General features: G+C 63.0%; 17 protein-coding genes. 6 read left to right on the forward strand and 11 right to left on the reverse strand.

Going from position 1 to position 19,060, the window contains the following annotated elements; all coding sequences use genetic code 11:
• Nucleotides 1–39: 39 nt before the first annotated feature.
• Entirely contained in the window at nucleotides 40–1,287 is a 1,248-nt protein-coding gene (locus ACJ8IP_RS19425; RefSeq protein ID WP_033633516.1) for an MFS transporter, read from the forward strand.
• A 53-nt stretch (nucleotides 1,288–1,340) separates the two neighbouring features.
• Here ACJ8IP_RS19425 and ACJ8IP_RS19430 read toward each other — a convergent pair whose 3' ends face one another.
• Entirely contained in the window at nucleotides 1,341–1,967 is a 627-nt protein-coding gene (locus ACJ8IP_RS19430) for a LysE family translocator (RefSeq protein ID WP_033645107.1), read from the reverse strand.
• Nucleotides 1,968–2,088: 121 nt separating this feature from the next.
• On the opposite strand from ACJ8IP_RS19430, the gene ACJ8IP_RS19435 reads away from it, so the two are divergent.
• On the forward strand, nucleotides 2,089–3,000 hold the full coding sequence (locus ACJ8IP_RS19435; protein WP_033645108.1) for a LysR family transcriptional regulator: 912 nt from the start codon (nucleotides 2,089–2,091) through the stop codon (nucleotides 2,998–3,000).
• Here the strand turns inward: ACJ8IP_RS19435 and selB are convergent.
• The 8 genes from selB to fdnG all read right to left on the reverse strand — a co-directional run bounded on the left by selB (nucleotide 2,990) and on the right by fdnG (nucleotide 13,241).
• Entirely contained in the window at nucleotides 2,990–4,846 is a 1,857-nt protein-coding gene (gene selB / locus ACJ8IP_RS19440; RefSeq protein ID WP_442524498.1) for a selenocysteine-specific translation elongation factor, read from the reverse strand. The genes ACJ8IP_RS19435 and selB overlap by 11 nt on opposite strands.
• The gene (gene selA, locus ACJ8IP_RS19445; protein ID WP_197809875.1) at nucleotides 4,843–6,237 is read right to left on the reverse strand and encodes an L-seryl-tRNA(Sec) selenium transferase; all 1,395 of its coding nucleotides are present in this window, start codon (nucleotides 6,235–6,237) and stop codon (nucleotides 4,843–4,845) included. Before selA ends, selB begins: the two co-directional genes overlap by 4 nt.
• Before the next feature lie 69 nt (nucleotides 6,238–6,306).
• Nucleotides 6,307–6,912, reverse strand: a complete 606-nt coding sequence (locus tag ACJ8IP_RS19450; protein ID WP_122004618.1) for a glutathione S-transferase — start codon at nucleotides 6,910–6,912, stop codon at nucleotides 6,307–6,309.
• Between the two features lie 40 nt (nucleotides 6,913–6,952).
• On the reverse strand, nucleotides 6,953–7,603 hold the full coding sequence (locus ACJ8IP_RS19455) for a DcrB-related protein (protein WP_033645112.1): 651 nt from the start codon (nucleotides 7,601–7,603) through the stop codon (nucleotides 6,953–6,955).
• A gap of 114 nt (nucleotides 7,604–7,717) precedes the next feature.
• Complete coding sequence (fdhE, locus tag ACJ8IP_RS19460) at nucleotides 7,718–8,647, reverse strand: formate dehydrogenase accessory protein FdhE (RefSeq protein ID WP_069100543.1); 930 nt, start codon at nucleotides 8,645–8,647, stop codon at nucleotides 7,718–7,720.
• Nucleotides 8,647–9,282: a formate dehydrogenase cytochrome b556 subunit gene (gene fdoI, locus ACJ8IP_RS19465; protein WP_004934017.1), complete on the reverse strand. Its 636-nt coding sequence runs from the start codon at nucleotides 9,280–9,282 to the stop codon at nucleotides 8,647–8,649. The genes fdhE and fdoI overlap by 1 nt, the downstream gene beginning before the upstream one ends.
• Nucleotides 9,279–10,181 (reverse strand): formate dehydrogenase subunit beta, encoded by a 903-nt coding sequence (gene fdxH, locus ACJ8IP_RS19470; protein WP_004934014.1) that lies wholly within the window; start codon nucleotides 10,179–10,181, stop codon nucleotides 9,279–9,281. The genes fdoI and fdxH overlap by 4 nt, the downstream gene beginning before the upstream one ends.
• Before the next feature lie 12 nt (nucleotides 10,182–10,193).
• A complete protein-coding gene (gene fdnG, locus ACJ8IP_RS19475) occupies nucleotides 10,194–13,241 on the reverse strand; it encodes a formate dehydrogenase-N subunit alpha (RefSeq protein ID WP_116286579.1) in 3,048 nt (1,015 codons plus the stop codon).
• A gap of 427 nt (nucleotides 13,242–13,668) precedes the next feature.
• On the opposite strand from fdnG, the gene sodA reads away from it, so the two are divergent.
• Complete coding sequence (gene sodA, locus ACJ8IP_RS19480) at nucleotides 13,669–14,289, forward strand: superoxide dismutase [Mn] (protein WP_004934003.1); 621 nt, start codon at nucleotides 13,669–13,671, stop codon at nucleotides 14,287–14,289.
• Nucleotides 14,290–14,414: 125 nt separating this feature from the next.
• Nucleotides 14,415–16,343 (forward strand): methyl-accepting chemotaxis protein, encoded by a 1,929-nt coding sequence (locus tag ACJ8IP_RS19485; RefSeq protein WP_122004620.1) that lies wholly within the window; start codon nucleotides 14,415–14,417, stop codon nucleotides 16,341–16,343.
• A 32-nt stretch (nucleotides 16,344–16,375) separates the two neighbouring features.
• Here ACJ8IP_RS19485 and ACJ8IP_RS19490 read toward each other — a convergent pair whose 3' ends face one another.
• Nucleotides 16,376–16,990, reverse strand: a complete 615-nt coding sequence (locus ACJ8IP_RS19490) for a histidine phosphatase family protein (RefSeq protein ID WP_033652302.1) — start codon at nucleotides 16,988–16,990, stop codon at nucleotides 16,376–16,378.
• Between the two features lie 135 nt (nucleotides 16,991–17,125).
• Here ACJ8IP_RS19490 and yiiM point away from each other — a divergent pair, with 135 nt between their 5' ends.
• Together yiiM and ACJ8IP_RS19500 are read left to right on the forward strand one after the other, a co-directional pair.
• Nucleotides 17,126–17,797 (forward strand): 6-hydroxyaminopurine reductase, encoded by a 672-nt coding sequence (gene yiiM / locus ACJ8IP_RS19495; RefSeq protein WP_033645117.1) that lies wholly within the window; start codon nucleotides 17,126–17,128, stop codon nucleotides 17,795–17,797.
• Between the two features lie 102 nt (nucleotides 17,798–17,899).
• Entirely contained in the window at nucleotides 17,900–18,679 is a 780-nt protein-coding gene (locus ACJ8IP_RS19500; protein ID WP_182074391.1) for a class I SAM-dependent methyltransferase, read from the forward strand.
• A gap of 11 nt (nucleotides 18,680–18,690) precedes the next feature.
• On the opposite strand, the gene ACJ8IP_RS19505 is transcribed toward ACJ8IP_RS19500, so the two are convergent.
• Nucleotides 18,691–19,053, reverse strand: coding sequence for a YibL family ribosome-associated protein (locus ACJ8IP_RS19505; protein WP_021504152.1), 363 nt, complete (start codon nucleotides 19,051–19,053; stop codon nucleotides 18,691–18,693).
• Between the last annotated feature and the right edge of the window lie 7 nt (nucleotides 19,054–19,060).

Here is a 19,060-nt window from a genome sequence, read left to right on the forward strand (position 1 = left end):
TGGCAGTTCCTTTTTCTCTTTTACTATCAGTACAATAATATGAAAACGACATTACCACCTGCGGCACGTTTGGGCCGGCAGGCGCTTTTATTCCCTCTTTGTCTGGTGCTGTTCGAGTTCGCCACCTATATCGGCAACGATATGATTCAGCCCGGCATGCTGGCCGTCGTGGCGGATTTCAACGCCGGCGAAGAGTGGGTGCCCACCTCGATGACCGCCTATCTGGCCGGCGGCATCTTCCTGCAGTGGCTGCTTGGGCCGCTGTCGGATCGCCGCGGCCGTCGCCCGGTGATGCTGGCCGGGGTAGCGTTCTTTATCGTCTCCTGCCTGGCGATCCTGCTGGTCACCACCATCGAGCAGTTCATCGCCATGCGTTTCCTGCAGGGCATCGGCCTGTGCTTTATCGGCGCGGTCGGCTACGCCACGATTCAGGAGTCGTTCGAAGAGGCGGTGTGCATCAAAATCACCGCCCTGATGGCTAACGTGGCGCTGATCGCCCCGCTGCTGGGGCCGCTGGCCGGTGCGGCGCTGATCCACGTCGCACCGTGGCAAAGCATGTTCGTGCTGTTTGCGGCGCTGGCGGCCATCGCCTTCTACGGCCTGTGGAAAGCCATGCCGGAGACCGCCACGCTGCAGGGCGAGGCGTTCTCCGCCGCCAACCTGTGGCGCGACTACCGCCAGGTGCTGGGCAACCGCCGCTTCCTGTGCGGCGCCCTGGCGATCGGTTTCGCCAGCCTGCCGCTGCTGGCCTGGATCGCCCAGTCGCCGGTGATCCTGATCAGCGGGGAGTCGTTGTCGACGCTGGATTACGGCCTGCTGCAGATCCCGGTGTTCGGCGCGCTGATCCTCGGCAACCTGACGCTGGCGCGCCTGACCGGCAAAAACAGCGTGGAGCGCCTGATCAAGCTGGGCGCTGGCCCGATGCTTCTGGGGCTGCTGATCGCCGCGCTGGCGACTCAATTCTCCAGCCACGCCTACCTGTGGATGACCGCCGGCCTGAGCCTGTACGCCTTCGGCATCGGCCTCGCCAACGCCGGGCTGTACCGCCTGACGCTGTTCTCCAGCAACGTCAGCAAAGGCACCGTGTCCGCCACCATGGGCATGCTGAGCATGATGGTGTTCACCGTCGGCATCGAGCTGGCCAAGGTCGCCTACGTCTGGGGCGGCAGCGGGCTGTTCAACCTGTTCAACCTCATCAGCGGCCTGTGCTGGCTGACGTTGGTGGCGCTGTTCCTCGCCAAACGCCGCAACGGCGATCCCACCCCGCAGCCGAACGGCGCGGCATAAGCGCGACGATAAAACGCCGGTCTGGTTTCCCGACCGGCGTTTTTTATGCGGCTTCAGCCGAGCAGCCCCCCCAGCGCATACCCCGCCCCCACCACCGCTACCGCCAACAACAGCAACGCCGACAGGACGGAGATCGCCCGTCGCGCGCGCTGCAATGCCGTTCCCGACAGCAGGGTGATATAGGCCAGCAAGATGGCGAAGTCCATCAGCACCCACAGCGCGGTCAGCAACGTCAGGCTGCCGCCGACCGAGGGGGTGACGGCGATGAACTGCGGAAAAAAGGCGACGAAGAAAATGATGTCCTTAGGGTTGGCGATGCCCACCAGAAAACCGTTCACGATCGCCGAGCGTTTTTGCGGCGGCGCAACGGGCCGCGCATCGGGGGCCGGCGAGGAGAAATCCTCATACAGCGAGGCGATCGCCATGCGGGCGATAAACAAGCAGCCCAACAGGCTGATCCCCTGCAGCATGCGCCTTTCGACGGCGAACAGCCCGGTGACGATCAGCGCAGCGATGCCGATCAGCAGCAGTGAGGCCCCGTTGCTGCCCAGCGCGGTCCACAGCGCCCGCCGGGCGCCAAAGCGCGTCGCGGTGTTGGCGACCATTACCACCACCGGCCCCGGCGTGGCGATAAGCAGGAAAATAGCGGCGAAATACGCCGCCAGCAACGACAGGTTCATCTTTATTTCACTCACATTCAGACGGTTGGCATCGGATCATTATGATGCCGCCGCCCCCGCCTTGAAAAAGGAGTAATCCTGTCGTTTACTGTGAATCAGACTCATCCTGAGAGACGCCGCGATGGCCAGTTCCCTTCCGCCGCTTTACGCCCTGCGCGCCTTCGAAAGCGCCGCCCGCACCGGCTCGTTCACGCTGGCCGCCGACGCGCTGCATCTCACCCCCAGCGCCGTCAGCAAGCATATCAAAACGCTGGAGCAGCACTTTGGCTGTCGCTTGTTCCAGCGCAATGGCCCGCGCATCGAGGTCACCCCGCAGGGAAAAATCTTCGCCGCCGAGCTGCAGCAGGGGTTTGCGCGCATCGAGCAAGCCTGCGAGCTGTTCAGAAGCCACCGCGATCTGCTGCGGCTGAAGGCGCCCTCTACCCTGACCCTGCGCTGGCTGCTGGACTGCCTGAGCCGGTTCCGGCAAACGGCGCAGGCGTTCGAAGTGCAGGCAGCCAGCGTGTGGATGGACATCGACAACGTGGACTTTTTCAGCGAACCCTACGACTGCGCCATTCTGCTCGGCAACGGCTATTTCGGCGCCAACACCGCCGCCGTAAAACTGTTCGACGAATGGCTGATCCCGATTTGCGCCCCTGCGCTGCTCGCCGACGCGCAGCGCGATCTTGCCGCCTGCCCGCTGCTCCATCCTTCGCCCGATCGGCGCGACTGGCGGCGCTGGCTGCAAAAAAGCGGCATCGCGACCCCGATCGATCTTATGCGCGGCCAGGTATTTGATTCGCTGGAACAGGGCAACGCGGCGGCCATCGCCGGGCACGGCGTCTCGATCGGCGATCTGGCGCTGAGCCTGCGGACGATTGAGGAGGGGTTATTGGCGGTGCCCTGTGACGCCGCCGTGCGCACCGGCGACGGTTACTATCTGGTTTGGCCGGAGGAATCGGCGAAACGGCCGCTGATCGAGCGTTTACAAGCGTTTCTCGCCGCCCAAACGCCCGACGTCAGCCGGGCCGCCGTCAGGTTTATCGGGTAGGGGACTCGCTACCGAACAACCCGCCGTCGCGCAGCAGATGCTCGTTGCCCTTGCGGCGGGTAAAGCCGCTGCGATCGAAGAACTCCAGCACCTGGATCGCCAGCTTGCGGCCGACGCCGAGCCGATCGCGGAAATCGGCGGCGTTGGCGCCCCCGCGCTCCGCATCCAGCTCGCGGATCAGCGCCGCGAACTGATCGATGCGTCGGCTGAGGTAGTAGCGATCCACCACCACCGCCGTCACATGGCCCAGCTGAGCCGCCTTGCGCAGCAGCGCGCGCACCCGGCTTTCCTCTTCGCCCAGCTCGCTCGCCAGATCGCGCACCCACCACGGCTCGTCGCCGAACAGCGGCTCGATGCGCGCCCACAGCGGCGCCTCGTCGGCGCTGAACGCCAGGCCGTGTTCCGGCAGATGCAGCCAGCCGCGCGTATTGCGCAGCGCGCCGGCCTTCAGCAGCCGATCGATCATCATAAACACCAGCGTTTCCGGCTGCTGAGGCAGGGCCATGCGCCGCAGGCGGGCGCGCCCTAAGCCCAGCTGATCGGCGTGCTGTTGGTGATACTCCGCCAGCACCTGCAGCAGGCGGCTTTCCGCCTGTTGCACCTGATCCTGCGCCAGCGCCCGGTCACCGACGATCAGCAGATCGCGGTTCGCCAGCAGTGCCGCCAGGCCGTCGTCGGTCAACTGACGCGCCCAGGCAAACGCCGCCAGCGACAGCGCGCCGTGCGGCAGCTCAAGCGCCAGCGCCTGCGCATCGTCCTGCGCCTGCGCCAGGGCCTGCAGCCAGGCCAGGTAGTCCGGCTGGCGCTTGCCGCGCTTGGGCGCATTCAGCCTGAGTACCCGGGCCGCGCCCAGCGTTTGCCGCGCGCCGATATCGCGCAGCACCAGCCGATCGTTCTGTGCCAGCCACAGCGGACGATCGAGGATCAGTTCCGCCAGCCCGTCGTTCAATAGCGAAATGCGCCCGGTGATGTGGCTGGCGGCATGGTGCAGATGCAGCGGCTGCCAATGGCGGATCGGCCGATCCGTCTCAAGCGCCACCAGAATGCGTTCCGCCGCCTCCGGCGGGCGCTGCGCCAGCAGCCAATCGCCGCGCGCGATCCGGTCTTTATCGACATCGCCGCTGATGTTAAGCGCGATGCGTTGCCCGGCCTGCGCCTGTTCCACGGTCTGATTCTGGGCATGCAGGCCGCGCACCCGCACCGGCGCGTCGGCGCCGGTCAGCCACAGCGTATCCCCCACCTTCACCCGGCCGCCGAGCGCGGTGCCGGTCACCACCAGCCCCGCCCCTTTGACGCTGAACGCACGGTCTACCGCCAGACGAAAACGGCGCGTCAGCGCATGCTCGCCGGGCGACAGCGCCAGCAAATGCGCGCGCAGCGCCTCGATACCCTCGCCCGCCGCCGCCGCGGTGACAAACAGCGGCGCATCGGGCCAGCCCTGGCGCGCCAGCTCGTCGCGCACCTGAACGCGCACCTCATCGATACGCGCCGCCTCCACCCGGTCGGCCTTGGTCAGCGCCACCGTCAGCGCCGCCCGCCCGCTCAGGCGCAGGATCGCCAGATGCTCGCGGGTCTGCGCCATCACACCATCGTCGCAGGCCACCACCAGCAGCGCATGGTCAATGCCGCCGACGCCCGCCAGCATATTGGCGAGGAATTTTTCGTGGCCGGGCACGTCGATAAAGCCCAGCACCCGGCCGTCCGGCTGCGGCCAGTAGGCGTAGCCCAGATCGATGGTCATGCCGCGGCGCTTTTCTTCCGGCAGGCGATCCGCGTTGATCCCGGAGATCGCCTGCAGCAGAGTGGTTTTGCCATGATCGACATGGCCGGCGGTGGCGATGATCATGATGCGCTCAACGCGTCGATCAGCGCCCCTTCCTGTTCCAGACAGCGCAGATCCAGCCACAACCGGCCGTCGCCAAGGCGGCCGATCACCGGCTGCGGCAGGCGGCGCCAGCGTTCAGCCAGCGCTTCCAGCGTAGCGCCACGGCCGTCGCGCGGCGTGAAGGTCAGCGCATAGCTGGGCAGACGATCCACCGGCAGCGAACCGCTGCCAATCTGCGACCAGCACGGTTCGGCGCGCAGCTCGAAATCGGCGGTGAACCGTGGCGTCAGCGCCGTCAGCAGCCGCTCGGCCGTCTGTTGCATCTCCTGCTGCGGGCGGGTCAGCAGCCGCAGCGTCGGCAGTTGCTCAGCCAGCTTTTCCGGCTGCAGATAAAGCCGCAGCGTGGCCTCCAGGGCCGCCAGCGTCAGCTTGCCGACGCGCAGCGCGCGCTTGAGCGGGTGCTGCTGCAGGCGCGCGATCAGCGCCTTTTTGCCGACGATGATGCCGGCCTGCGGGCCGCCCAGCAGCTTATCGCCGGAGAACGTCACCAGATCGACGCCGGCGGCCAGCAACCGCTGCGGCATCGGTTCGGCGGGCAGGCCGTACTGCGCCATATCGATCAGCGAGCCGCTGCCCAGATCGGTGGCGGTCGGCACGCCCTGTTCGGCCCCGAGCAGCGCCAGTTCGGCCTCATCGACCGCCGCGGTAAAGCCCTGAATGCTGTAGTTGCTGGTGTGCACTTTCATCAACAGGCCGGTCTGCTCGTTGATGGCCTGGCGGTAATCCTTCAGATGGGTGCGGTTGGTGGTGCCGACCTCAACCAATTGACAGCCGGCCTGGCGCATCACGTCGGGAATGCGGAACGCGCCGCCGATCTCCACCAGCTCGCCGCGCGATACCACCACCTCTTTGCCGGGGGCGATCGCCGCCAGCATCAGCAGCACCGCCGCCGCGTTGTTATTGACGATGCAAGCGTCTTCCGCGCCGGTCAGCCGGCACAGCAGACTCGCCACCGCCCGATCGCGATGGCCGCGCCCGGCGCCGTCCAGATCGTACTCCAGCGTCACCGCCTCCCCCATCACCGCGCTCACCGCATCCTGCACCGGCTGCGCCAGCAGGGCGCGCCCGAGGTTGGTGTGCAGCACAGTGCCGCTGAGGTTGAACACCGGCAATAACGCCGGGCGCTGCTGCCGGGCCAGCTCCGCCCGCAGCGCCTGCGGCCAGTCGCCGCACCAGGCCGGTAAACGTTGCTGCTGTTTTATCGCGTCGCGCGCCTCGGCCTGCAGCCGGCGCAGCAGTTCGCCGATCAGCGTCTGGCCATGCTGCGCCACCAGCGGTTCAATCGCGGGTTCACGCAGCAGGCGGTCGATGGCGGGCAGTTGGCTGTAAAGAAGGTGGGATTCAGTGCTCATGGTCGCTCGGTTTTCAGTTTAGACGTATCGGCATAGCAAAACCCCGCCGCGGCGGGGAGAAAAGAACGTTCAGGGCGGCGCCGTGCGGGCGAAACTTTCGCGGGCGAACAGGCGTTCGGCCAGCTTGACCAGCGCCGGACGTTGGACGCACCAGTTGGGCAGGATGCGGCGGAAATTCAGGTAGCCCAGCGCGCAGCCGGTGGCAATATCCGCCAGCGTCAGCCGCTCGGCATTGAGCCACGTTTTTTCCTGCGCCAGCGCCTCCAGCGCATCCAGGCCGCGCGTCAGCTTGTCACGTTGGCGCAGCATCCAGTTTTCGTCCTGCTTTTCCGGCGCACGCCGGCTTTCGCGGTACAGCGTCGCCGCCGCCTCAGTCACGCCGTCCGCCAGCGCCGCCACCTGGCGGACGCGCAGCGCCACGGCGCGATCGGCCGGCAAAAACGCCGGATCCACCGTCAGCAGTTCGAGGTATTCGGCCACGATCGGCGAGTCGTAAAACACCTCGCCGTCATCGGCGATCAGCACCGGCACTTTGCCGAGCGGGTTCTGCTCCTTCACCCGGCTGCCGGGCTCATACGGCGGATCGTTGACGAATTCAAACGCGATCCCCTTCTCCAGCAGCATCACGGAAATCTTGCGCACAAAGGGGCTGGTGTAACTGCCGATAAGCTTCATCCGGTCTCCTCCGCTTCGTCCTGGCCGCGGCGCAATGCCCTTACTTCACCGCCAGAGTATCGATAATCCGCTGCACCAGCGCCTGATGCACTTCCGGCGTTTTGGCCGGCGACAGCATTTGCAGCGTTACCACCCGTTTGTTGAACACCGTCAACACCAGGGTGGACACCACCTTTTGGCCGTTGACGGTCTGCTCGGTATCCACCCGGCGAAACTTCTGTTTGCCGACGGTGAAGTTCTCTTCTTTGGTGGTCTGGATATTCTGATAGCGCTCGGCCAGCACCGTGATGGCGCTCTGCGTCAGCTCTTTCAGCATTTTGTCGCTGGTATTGATCTTCATGCCGTCCGGCGGGATCACTTCGGACGAAACCGCGCTCTGGCGCGACTTGCCGTCGAGGAAGCGCTGGATGGTGGAGGTGCTGTCATTGACGATGCCGCTGTTCAGCGTTTGATCGCTAAAGCCCGGCGGCAACTCGAAGGTGATCTTGCCCTTCTGCAGCGACACGTTCAGCCCCGGCGGCGCGGGTGGGGCCTCTACCGGCGCAGGCGGCGGCGGTGGCGCGGGCTGCGTCACGGTCGGCTTGGTGTCCGGTGGCGGCACCGCCGGTTTGGTGTCGTCCTTGTTGTCGCAGGCCGCCAGTCCGATCGCCAACACGGCGACCGCGGTCAGTTTTGCCAGGGTGTTTAACATCGTGGTTCCTTTCGCTTGGCGCGTCATGGCCTAAACGTAGCAACTCGCCCGGGCGAATGCCAGAAGCCCGTTCTGAAATTGCTTGTCCGGCCCCGCGCGAACGGGGCCGGGCGGTTACTCCGCCGGGAACAGGAACGGATTGATGCTGCTGCGGCCGAAGCCTTCCTCTTCCATGCGGGCGTCCAGCACCAGCGAAGCCAGATCGTCGGCCACCGCTTCGACCTGCGGGTCTTTTTCCTGATAGAGGATCTTCAGGTAAGTGCCGCAGTCGCCGCAGCTTTCCGCCTTCACCGCCGCCTGCTCGCTGTCCAGCGACCAGTAGTTGAGATCGCGGGTCTGCTCGCAGTTGCTGCACTTCACCCGCACCACGTGCCATTCGCTTTCGCACAGGTTGCAGTGCAGGTAGCGCAGGCCGTTGACGGTGCCGATATGCACCATGCTGGAAACCGGGATGCTGCCGCACACCGGGCAGAACTGGCGCTGCTCGCCGTATTCGGCGCGCGCCTTGCCGGGGATCAGGCTGGCCATCTGCGCCCAATAGAGCGACAGTGCGGCCCAGAGGAACGGCGCCTTCTCGCTGCCCACCTTGCCGAACTCGCGGTTGAGCAAGGCGTCGGCCATCAGCTCCAGCTCGTGCGCCGAGGTCTTCTCCAGGTTGTCCAGCACCACCAGAATGTGTTCCGGCGCCTGCGGACGCAGCTCGGCGATCAGCGACGTCAGCAGCTTGCGCCAGTGCTCGCTGCGCGGGAACACGCTCAGATCGAGCGGCGGTTTGCCGCTGGCGGCACCCTGCACCAACGCTTCACTCAGATCGAGCTGCAGCGGGTTATCGTGCAGCGCATGCTGCTGCGCCTGCGCCAGCTCGGCGGCAAAGTTCAGGTAGTCACCCAGCGGGTTGTCGACCGCCAGCTGACGCAGACGATCGGCGCGGCGGCTGTACAGGCTTTTCAGGTTGGCGAAAAGTAACGGCGGGATGTTCTCCGCCGTTGTGGACTTCTCACGCTGTGCCCCTAACTGCTCTTTAGGAACGATGCGGATACTCATCAGGGTTTATCTTCCTGTCGTTTCTCGCGGACCTCACGGTACCAGCGCGGATGATGTTTCTTGGCCCAGGCCGCCGGCACCCAGCCTTCCACCATCGCGGTAATGGTGCCTTTTACCCACAATGCGGCGTAAATGTGCACCATAATCACGATGATAAGGCCGACCGCGGCCAGCGAATGCACCAGCAGCGCGATGCGGATCAGCGGGATGGAGAACGACGGCGCAAAATACGGCCGCCAGATCACCACGCCGCTGGCCAGCAGCAGCACCAGGCTGATAATCGCCGCCCAGAACACGCACTTCTGGCCGAAATTATAGCGCCCGGTGTCACCCACTTCCTCGTTCATGGCGATTTTGTGGATGTTCTTGGCCCAGACGATATCTTCCCGGTTGATCAGGTTATGCTTCCAGTAGCGCAGGAACATCAGCAGGAACGCGGCGAACATGATGACCCCGACAAACGGGTGCAGAATGCGCGCCAGCTGCGGCGTCCCGAAGATGTTCATCAGCCAGTTGAAGGAGGGGAAGAAGAACCCCAGCCCGCTGATGGCGGCGAACACGAAGCAGAACGCCACTATCCAGTGGTTGATGCGCTCCGGCGCGCTGTAACGCTGAATGGGCTTTTCCTTTCTCATTTGCGCGTCTCCTCGTCATGCGACTCGTCGTGCTCGTCCTCATCCTCGACGCGGTTAGGCCCGACGCCGACATAGTGGAACACGCTGGCCGCGAAGGTGGCGGCAAAGCCGATGGCCGCCAGGGGTTTCCACACGCCCTTCCAGAAGGTCACCGCCGGGCTGATGCTCGGGTTGTCCGGCAAACCGTGGTACAGCTGCGGTTTGTCGGCGTGGTGCAACACGTACATCACGTGCGTGCCGCCCACCCCTGCCGGATCGTACAGACCGGCGTTCTGGTAGCCGCGGGTGTTCAGCTCGCTAACGCGATCCGCCGCCACCTGCTTCATCGCTTCCTTGGTGCCGAAGTGAATGGCGCCGGTCGGGCAGGTTTTCACGCAGGCCGGTTCCTGGCCGACGTCCACGCGGTCGACGCACAGGGTGCACTTGTACACCCGGTTGTCGTCCTTGTTCATGCGCGGCACGTCGAACGGGCAGCCGGCGATGCAGTAGCCGCAGCCGATGCAGTGCTCGGACTGGAAGTCGACGATGCCGTTGGCGTACTGAATGATCGCGCCTTCCGACGGGCAGGCCTTCAGGCAGCCCGGATCGGCGCAGTGCATACAGCCATCCTTGCGGATCAGCCATTCCAGCTTGCCGTTTTCCTCCACCTCGGAGAAGCGCATCACCGTCCACGACTTGGCGGTCAGATCGGCGGGGTTATCGTACACCCCGACGTTGTGCCCCACTTCGTCGCGGATGTCGTTCCATTCGGAACAGGCCACCTGACAGGCCTTGCAGCCGATACAGGTGGTGACATCGATCAGTTTGGCCACTTCTTCCTGGTGGTCACGGGCGCGCGGCGCCGGCGTGAAGCCATTGGTGGCGGATTTACGAATGATGTCTTGAGATTGCATGGCCATAATTCGTCTCCGTTACACCTTTTCCACGTTGACCAGGAACGCCTTGAACTCCGGCGTTTGCGTATTGGCGTCGCCGACGAACGGCGTCAGCGTGTTGGCGATAAAGCCTTTCTTCGCCACCCCTTCGTAACCCCAGTGAATCGGGATGCCGATGGTGTCGACTTCCTGGCCGTGCACCTGCAGCGTGCGAATACGCTTGGTCACCACCGCCTTGGCCTTGATGTAGCCGCGGTTGGAACTGACCTTCACGGTATCGCCCTGCTTGATGCCCTTCTTCTCCGCCAGCTTTTCGCCGATCTCCACAAACTGCTCCGGCTGCGCGATGGCGTTCAGCCGCGCGTGCTTGGTCCAGTAGTGGAAGTGCTCGGTCAGACGATAGGTGGTGCCGACGTACGGGAACTTGTCGGATTTGCCCATCGCCGCCAGATCGTCCTTGAACACGCGCGCCGCCGGGTTGGACACCACGTTCGGGTGCAGCGGGTTGGTGCCGAGCGGCGTTTCGAACGGCTCGTAGTGTTCAGGGAACGGCCCTTCCGCCATCTTGTCGGTGGCGAACAGGCGGCCCATGCCTTCCGGCTGCATGATGAACGGCCCGACGTCGCTGCCCGGCGCGGCGGTGCTGTAGTCCGGGATATCGGCCCCGACCCACTTGGCGCCGTCCCACTCCAGCAGCTGGCGTTTCGGATCCCACGGTTTACCCTGCGGATCCGCCGAGGCGCGGTTGTACAGAATGCGACGGTTGAGCGGCCATGCCCAGGCCCAGCCCAGCGTGTTGCCGAGGCCGGACGGATCGGCGTTGTCGCGCCGCGCCATCTGGTTGCCGGCCGGCGTCCAGCTGCCGGCGAAGATCCAGCAACCGCTGGCGGTGGTACCGTCGTCGCGCAGCTGCGCGAACGAGCTGAGCAGCTCGCCTTTTTTCACCAGCACTTTGCCGTCGGCATCCAGCAGATCCGCCAGCGCCTTGCCGTTGTTCTCCTGCGCCACCTCTTCCGGCGCCGGGTTGTCCGGCGTCAGGTAGTCCCAGCGCATGTTCAGCACCTGTTCCGGCACCGCGCCGCCGTCGCGCGCATACATCTCGCGCAGGCGGCTGAAGATGCCCGCCAGGATCTCGCCATCGTTCAGCGCTTCACCCGGGGCGTCCGCGCCTTTCCAGTGCCACTGCAGCCAGCGGCCGGAGTTGACGATCGAGCCGTTCTCTTCGGCGAAGCAGGTGGACGGCAGGCGGAACACTTCGGTCTGGATCTGCGAGGAATCCACCTCGTTGAACTCGCCGTGGTTCTGCCAGAAGTTGGAGGTCTCGGTGTTCAACGGATCGATGGTCACCAGGAACTTCAGCTTGGACAGCGAAGCCACCACCTTGTTTTTGTTCGGGAACGACGCCACCGGGTTAAAGCCTTGGCAGAAGTAGCCGTTGACCTTGCCCTGCGACATCATCTCGAAGTACTGCAGCACGTCGTAGCCTTTGTCCCACTTAGGCAGCCAGTCAAAGCCCCAGCTGTTGTCCTTCTGCGCCTTGTCGCCGTAGAAGGTCTTCATCATGCTGACGAAGAATTTCGGGTAGTTGCCCCAGTAGTTCACCTGGCCCGGCAGCAGCGCCTTCGGCGTGTTGGCCTTCAGGTAGGTCTCGAGATCGGTCTGTTTCTCCGACGGCAGCGTCAGGTAGCCCGGCAGGCTCTGCGACAGCAGGCCGAGATCGGTCAGCCCCTGGATGTTGGAGTGGCCGCGCAGCGCGTTGACGCCGCCGCCCGCCATGCCCATGTTGCCGAGCAGCAGCTGGATCATCGCCATGGTGCGAATGTTCTGCGCGCCGACCGAGTGCTGAGTCCAGCCCAGGGCGTACAGGAACGAAGCGGTCTTATCCGCGACGCAGGTTTCGGCGATGTATTCGCACACCTTGAGGAAATCGTCCTTCGGCGTTCCGCAGATGTTGGTCACCACGTCAGGCGTGTAGCGGCTCACGTGCTGCTTCAGCAGGTTCCACACGCAGCGCGGATCCTGCAACGTGACGTCGCGCTTGGCGAAGCCGTTCTCGTCGAACTGGTAGTTCCAGGTGGTTTTGTCGTACTTGCGGTTTTCCGCGTCGTAGCCGCTGAACAAGCCGTCTTCGAAGGCAAAGTCTTCCCGCACCAGCAGGCTGGCGTTGGTGTAGGCCTCGACGTACTCGCGGTTAAACTTGTTGTTGGTCATCAGATACAGCAACACGCCCGACAGGAAAGCGATGTCGGTCCCGGAGCGGATCGGCGTGTAGAAGTCCGCCACCGATGCGGTTCGGGTAAAGCGCGGATCGATCACGATCAGCTTGGCATTGTTATGTATTTTGGCTTCCATCGCCCAGCGGAACCCCACCGGATGCGCTTCCGCCGCATTACCGCCCATGACGATAATCAAATTCGCGTTCTTGATATCAACCCAGTGGTTGGTCATCGCACCGCGACCAAATGTTGGAGCAAGACTTGCTACCGTTGGTCCGTGTCAGACACGCGCCTGGTTGTCTACGGCAAGCATGCCGAGAGCGCGACTAAATTTTTGCGACAGAAAACCGGTTTCGTTGCTGGCGGCCGAGGCGCACAGCATGCCGGTGGTCAGCCAACGGTTGACGGTAACGCCCTGGTCGTTGGTTTTGATGAAGTTGGCGTCACGGTCTTCTTTCACCAGCTTGGCGATGCGGGTAAAGGCGTCGTCCCAGCTGATGCGCTGCCATTTGTCCGACCCCGGCGCCCGGTATTCCGGGTACTTGAGGCGGCTTTCGCTGTGGATAAAGTCAACCAGGCCGGCGCCTTTCGGGCAAAGCGCGCCACGGTTTACCGGGTGATCCGGATCCCCTTCGATATGGAAAATGCTTTCTTTGGCGTTTTTGGCGCCATCACCAAGGCTGTACATCAACAGCCCACAGCCGACGGAACAATACGTACAGGTATTACGGGTCTCGCGGGCGCGCAGCAGTTTGTACTGCCGGGTTTCCGCCAACGCCACTTCGGGGGCAAAGCCCAGCGCGGCTACCGTCGTTCCTGCCATACCGCCAGCGCAGATCTTAAAGAACTGCCTTCTGCTGACCTGCATGGGGGTCTCCTTTACTCTCGATTGTCACATTGTTCAAATGGCGCTCCTCGCCAAAACGGCGGAGCGCTAATGTCACTGTTGTTATGCTGATACGCGACGCGGCGATATTACCACAGCGTGCTTGTGGTTGTTACACACTCGTGCTCATTCAGTGAACGCATTGGCACATTTCGATACATTTCGGCGTCGCAGCAGGCTCGGCGCTCTCTACAGTATAGAGAGTAACCAACGCATCGGCGCCAAGGCATGAAGAGGCGCTCAAGGCCTCCTTTCTATCAGTATGTTAACGCAGCGATTTGTTCATTAACCACACAGTCAGCAGGGCATTGATAATCATTTTCAATATCATTTAATTAACTATAATGATCCGACTGCTTACGCGGTGCTCGCCCTTTGCGCCGCCCATACACCACTGGAGATGATGATTATGAGTTATTCACTGCCATCCCTGCCGTACGCTTACGACGCACTGGAACCGCATTTCGACAAGCAGACGATGGAAATCCATCACACCAAACACCACCAGACCTACGTCAACAACGCCAACACCGTGCTGGAAGCTTACCCTGAGCTGGCCAAATACAGCGTTGAAGAGCTGATCCAGGATCTGGATAAAGTGCCTGCCGACAAACGCACTTTCATGCGCAACAACGCCGGCGGCCACGCCAACCACAGCTTCTTCTGGAAAAACCTGAAAACCGGCACCACGCTGGGCGGCGATCTGAAAGCGGCCATCGAGCGCGATTTCGGCAGCGTTGAGAAATTCCAGGAAGAGTTCGAGAAAGCCGCAGCCACCCGCTTCGGTTCCGGTTGGGCCTGGCTGGTGCTGAAAGACGGCAAACTGGCCGTGGTGTCTACCGCTAACCAGGACAGCCCGCTGATGGGCGAAGCCGTCGCCGGCGCTTCCGGTTTCCCAATCATCGGTCTGGACGTGTGGGAACACGCTTACTACCTGAAATATCAGAACAAACGCCCTGACTACATCAAGGCGTTCTGGAACGTGGTCAACTGGGACGAAGCGGCCGCACGCTTCGCCGCGAAGAAGTAATTCGCCCCCGTTGATGAAGATGCCCGCCGCAGGCGGGTATTTTTTTGCCTGAAATCCGCTAAAGTTTGACCACTTCTTGCCGATGGTTTGTTCAATTGACGTTCGCCCGGAGAAGGAAAAACGCTATGGCGGCATTGCAAGCATTGGCAGGAAAGTTCACCCATCTCACCGTAGGTAAAAAGCTCGGCTTCGGTTTCGCGCTGTTGCTGCTGTTGGCGGTCGTCATCGCCGGCACCGGGGCGCAATACCTGCACATCATCGAATCCCGCGCCGATCGCATCGACTTCAGCAACCGGCTGAACGAGGAGATCAACCAGGCCAAATACAACCGCGCCATGTACGGCCAGACCTACCAGCCGGAGTATCTGCAGAACAACCGCGCCAATATCGATAACGCCGTCAAACTGATAGACCAGGGCCAGACGTTGGACTGGGACGCCCAAAGCCGCAAGGATCTGCAGCGTCTGGTGACGCTGATTGGGGAATATCAGCAACAGCAAAAAATCTTTGAGCAGGCGGTCTCGGCGAAAGACGCGGTGCGCCAGAGCTGGAACATGTCGGAAGTGCAGGCCAGCCTGAGCCAAGTGGAGCGGCAGCTCACCAACGGCGATCTGCAGTTGGCCTTCATCCAGCTGAACCAGAAGCTGACCCAGGTGCGCTACGGCGCGCGCGGTCTGCTGCTGAGCCTGAACAAGGAAACCGAAGCGCCGCTGATGGCGGCCATCGACGACGCGCGCGACGCGGCCAACGCCTTGAGCCGCCGGGTCAGCGACGCGCAGCGCCCGCAGCTGCAACCGCTGCTGGCCGCCCTGGACGATTACAAAAACCGTATCGCGGCCTACCTGCCGGCCTATGAGCACGAGCAGCAGATCAGCCGACAGCTCGGTGAACGCGCGCATGAGATCGGCACGCTGGTGAACGCCTTTATGCAGGACGAATTGGTGCAGACGCGCAGCAACATCAACCTGGCGCAGCTGCAGATGGGCATCACCACCCTGATCGCGATTATCGCCGGAGTGCTTATCGCCTGGCGCATCACGCTGCAGATCACCCGTCCGCTGCAAAGTACGCTGGCGATGGCGGAACGCATCGCCAGCGGCGATCTGCGCCAGGCGCAGACCAGCACCCGCCGCGATGAGTTGGGGCAGTTGCTGAACGCGGTGGCGGCGATGAGCCAAAATCTGCGCACCATGATTGAGAAGATCCAGATGGGGGTCAGCCAGGTCTCCACCGCCTCCGCGGAAATCGCCGCCGGCAACACCGATCTCTCTTCCCGCACCGAGCAGCAGGCGGCGGCGGTCGAGGAAACCGCCGCCAGCATGGAACAGCTGACCGCCACGGTGAAACAGAACGCCGACAACGCCCATCATGCCAATCAGCTGGCCACCGACGCCTCGCAGACCGCGCAACAGGGCGGCAAGCTGGTGGAGAACGTGGTCAGCACCATGCGCGATATTTCCAGCAGTTCGCAGCGTATCGCAGAAATTACCACCCTGATCAACGGCATTGCCTTCCAGACCAACATCCTGGCGCTCAACGCCGCGGTGGAAGCGGCGCGCGCCGGCGAACAGGGACGCGGCTTCTCGGTGGTCGCCAGCGAAGTGCGCAGCCTGGCGAGCCGCAGCGCCCAGGCGGCGAAGGAGATCGAAGGGCTGATCGCCGAATCGGTCAGCCGGGTGAAAACCGGCACCGAACTGGTGGAAAGCACCGGCAATACCATGGAGCAGATCGTCCGCTCGGTTACCCACGTGCGCGACATCATGGCCGAGATCGCCGCCGCCTCCGATGAACAGACGCGCGGCATCGCCCAGATTGGCCAGGCGATCGTCGAAATGGACCATACCACTCAGCAGAACGCCGCGCTGGTGGAAGAGTCCGCCGCCGCCGCCGATTCGCTGGAAGAGCAGGCCGACATGCTGTTGCAGAGCGTTTCGGTGTTCCGTTTGGCGGAGCAGACCGAACCCGCCGCCGTGAAAGCCGCCGCGCCGAAAGCGCCGGCCGTAAAACCCGCGGCCGCCAACGCCGCAGCGGAAGAGAACTGGACCACCTTCTGACGCCCTCAGGCGAGGAATATCCGTTCCTCGCCCTATCTTTGTGGCAACAGGTGGGTCGCGACTCCCCAATTCAACAAGTTAAAACCAGAGGCGGTCGCATCAAGCATTGCGTAGCCGCAATTGCGATGACCGTATCTGCGGAGGTCCTCCTGCGGGTCGGCCCCTTTAAGCCACCAAATCAGTGCCTGCAGAGCATGGCCGTGCGTAACAACACCAAGCGTTTGATTTTGTCCATCGACAGCCAGATCGGACAGACAAGCCATCAGGCGCCAGGCAACCTCATAAGCATTCTCCCCTCCCGGAGCCGACGCCTCTGCCTTACCGGCAAAGAGGCACTGCGTCGCTTCTGGATAATCGCGCATGGCCTGCGCATAAGATAATCCTTCCAGTCGGCCAAAATCTTGCTCCTGCAAACGCCCATCCATTTGCACAGTGCAGCCACATCTCTCAGCCAACGTCTCCGCTGTCGTAAAAGCCCGACCAGCCGGTGAACTGATCAACAAAGTGACCGATAACATTTGCAAGCGAGCGCCAAGCCCAGCGATTTGACGTCGCCCCTCTTCTGTCAGCGGACTGTCACTTCGCCCCTGAATAATCCCCGAGCGGTTCCATTCTGACTCCGCATGCCTCAATACAATGAAACGCATGGTTTTTTCTCGACGATAGATAAAAGCCTAAATATAGACAGGAAAAACACATCCTTCCGTACAGGTAAACGCCGGGTAGTGTACGGGAACAACTCAGGCTATGCTGAGCCCTCGACGCGAGACACGGAGGCGCACATGCATCACCCAGACGTTTACATCGGCAGCATCCAACCCTATGAAGGCGGGCGCCCCAGCGCCATCGCCAAACGCCAGGTGGATGGCGCCATCCGGCTCACGCCGCTCGGCCTGGAAGGCGACGAACAGGCCGAAAAAAGCTACCACGGCGGGCCGGACCGCGCGCTGTGCCACTACCCGCGCGAGCATTATGCCCACTGGCGCGAGCAGTTTCCGGCGCAGGCCGAGCAATTTTGCGCCCCGGCCTTCGGCGAGAATATCTCCACCGAAGGGCTGACCGAACACAATGTGTTTATGGGCGACATCTTCCGCTGGGGCGAGGCGCTGATCCAGGTCACCCAGCCGCGCTCGCCGTGCTTCAAGCTCAATTATCACTTCGCCATCGAGGACATTTCGGTGCTGATGCAGCAAAGCGGCCGCTGCGGCTGGCTGTATCGGGTGGTGTCGCCGGGCGCGGTCAGCGGCGATCGTCCGCTGGCGCTGGCGGCGCGCAACAGCGATGTGTCGGTGGCCGAAGCCATCGCCATCGCCTGGCACATGCCGTTCGATGCGGAACAGTATCGCCGCCTGTTGGCGGTGGCCGGCCTCTCCGCCAGCTGGAGCAAGACCATGCTCACTCGGCTCGCCGAAGGGCGCCTTGAGGATTTCAACCGCCGCCTGCTCGGCCATTGAAAGCGCGGGCGGAAAAATGAAAAACGTGCGCCGAATGCCGCGTTAACCCTTTTCTTCCGCCTATACTGTAGCCGCACGTTTTTTCAGCCAGGAGCCAGGTATATGACCACCCCGACCCATTCGATTCATCACGCCGCCGCCGAGGGCTATCAGGCCAATGCCGATCGCTATGTGAAAGGCCGGCCGGATTACCCGCCGGAAATCGCCGCCTGGCTGCGTGACGTCATCGGCCTGCACGCCGGCATGACGGTCATCGATCTCGGCGCCGGCACCGGCAAGTTCACCCCGCGCCTGCTGGAAACCGGCGCGCAGGTGATCGCCGTCGAACCGGTGCCGCAAATGCTGGAAAAACTGTCGGCGGCGCTGCCGCAGGTGAAAACGCTGGCGGGCACCGCCGACGCGATCCCGCTACCGGACGAGTCGGTGGATGCCGTGGTGTGCGCCCAGTCCTTCCACTGGTTCGCCACGCCGCAGGCGCTGGCGGAAATCCAGCGCATTCTCAAGCCCGACGGCAAACTCGGCCTGGTGTGGAACATGCGCGATGCGCGCGTCGGTTGGGTGCGTAAACTGAATCAGATCGTCGATAGCCACGAAGGCGATGCGCCGCGTTTCTATACCGGCGAATGGCGCAAACTCTTCCCGTTCAAAGGCTTTGAACCGCTGCAGGAGCAGGTGTTTATGCTCGGCCACCGCGGCGCGGTGGAGGACGTGATCTACAACCGCGTGCGTTCAACCAGCTTTATCGCCGCGCTGCCGCAGCCGCAACAGGAGCAGGTTATCGATCGGTTGCGCCAACTGGTGGCGGAAGAAGAGGAACTGCGGGGCAAGGACACGGTCACCGTGCCCTATCAGACCAAGGCGTATTTCACCACCAAGGTCTGACGCCCGGGGATTCAGAACGCTTTCTTGGCGTAGCCGGTGACCGCTTTCAGGCCCATCTCGCGGCCCAACGCGGTCATCGGGTGCACTACGATCAGCCCGCGCGCGCTTTTCTTCAGCGCGCCCATATCGGCCTGCTCTTTCTTGGTGATCTCGCGGCTGAACGGCAGCTGGCTCAGCTTCTGCGCTTCGGCGCTCAGCTTCTCGCCGCGCACGTTTTTCAGGCGCTCGATCTCCGTCGCCAGTTTCTCTTTCTCTTTGGTGTGCTGCGCGATCAACTCAGGGTTGCCCTGTTGGATCACGGTGGCGTCTTTGTGGTTCAAGGCGTCCAGCAGGTCGCTCAGGCGCTTGATCTCTGCCTTTTCTTTCTCTTTCATGGTCTCT

Source organism: Serratia sp. CY52157 (assembly GCF_052168495.1).
GTDB lineage: Bacteria > Pseudomonadota > Gammaproteobacteria > Enterobacterales > Enterobacteriaceae > Serratia > Serratia ureilytica.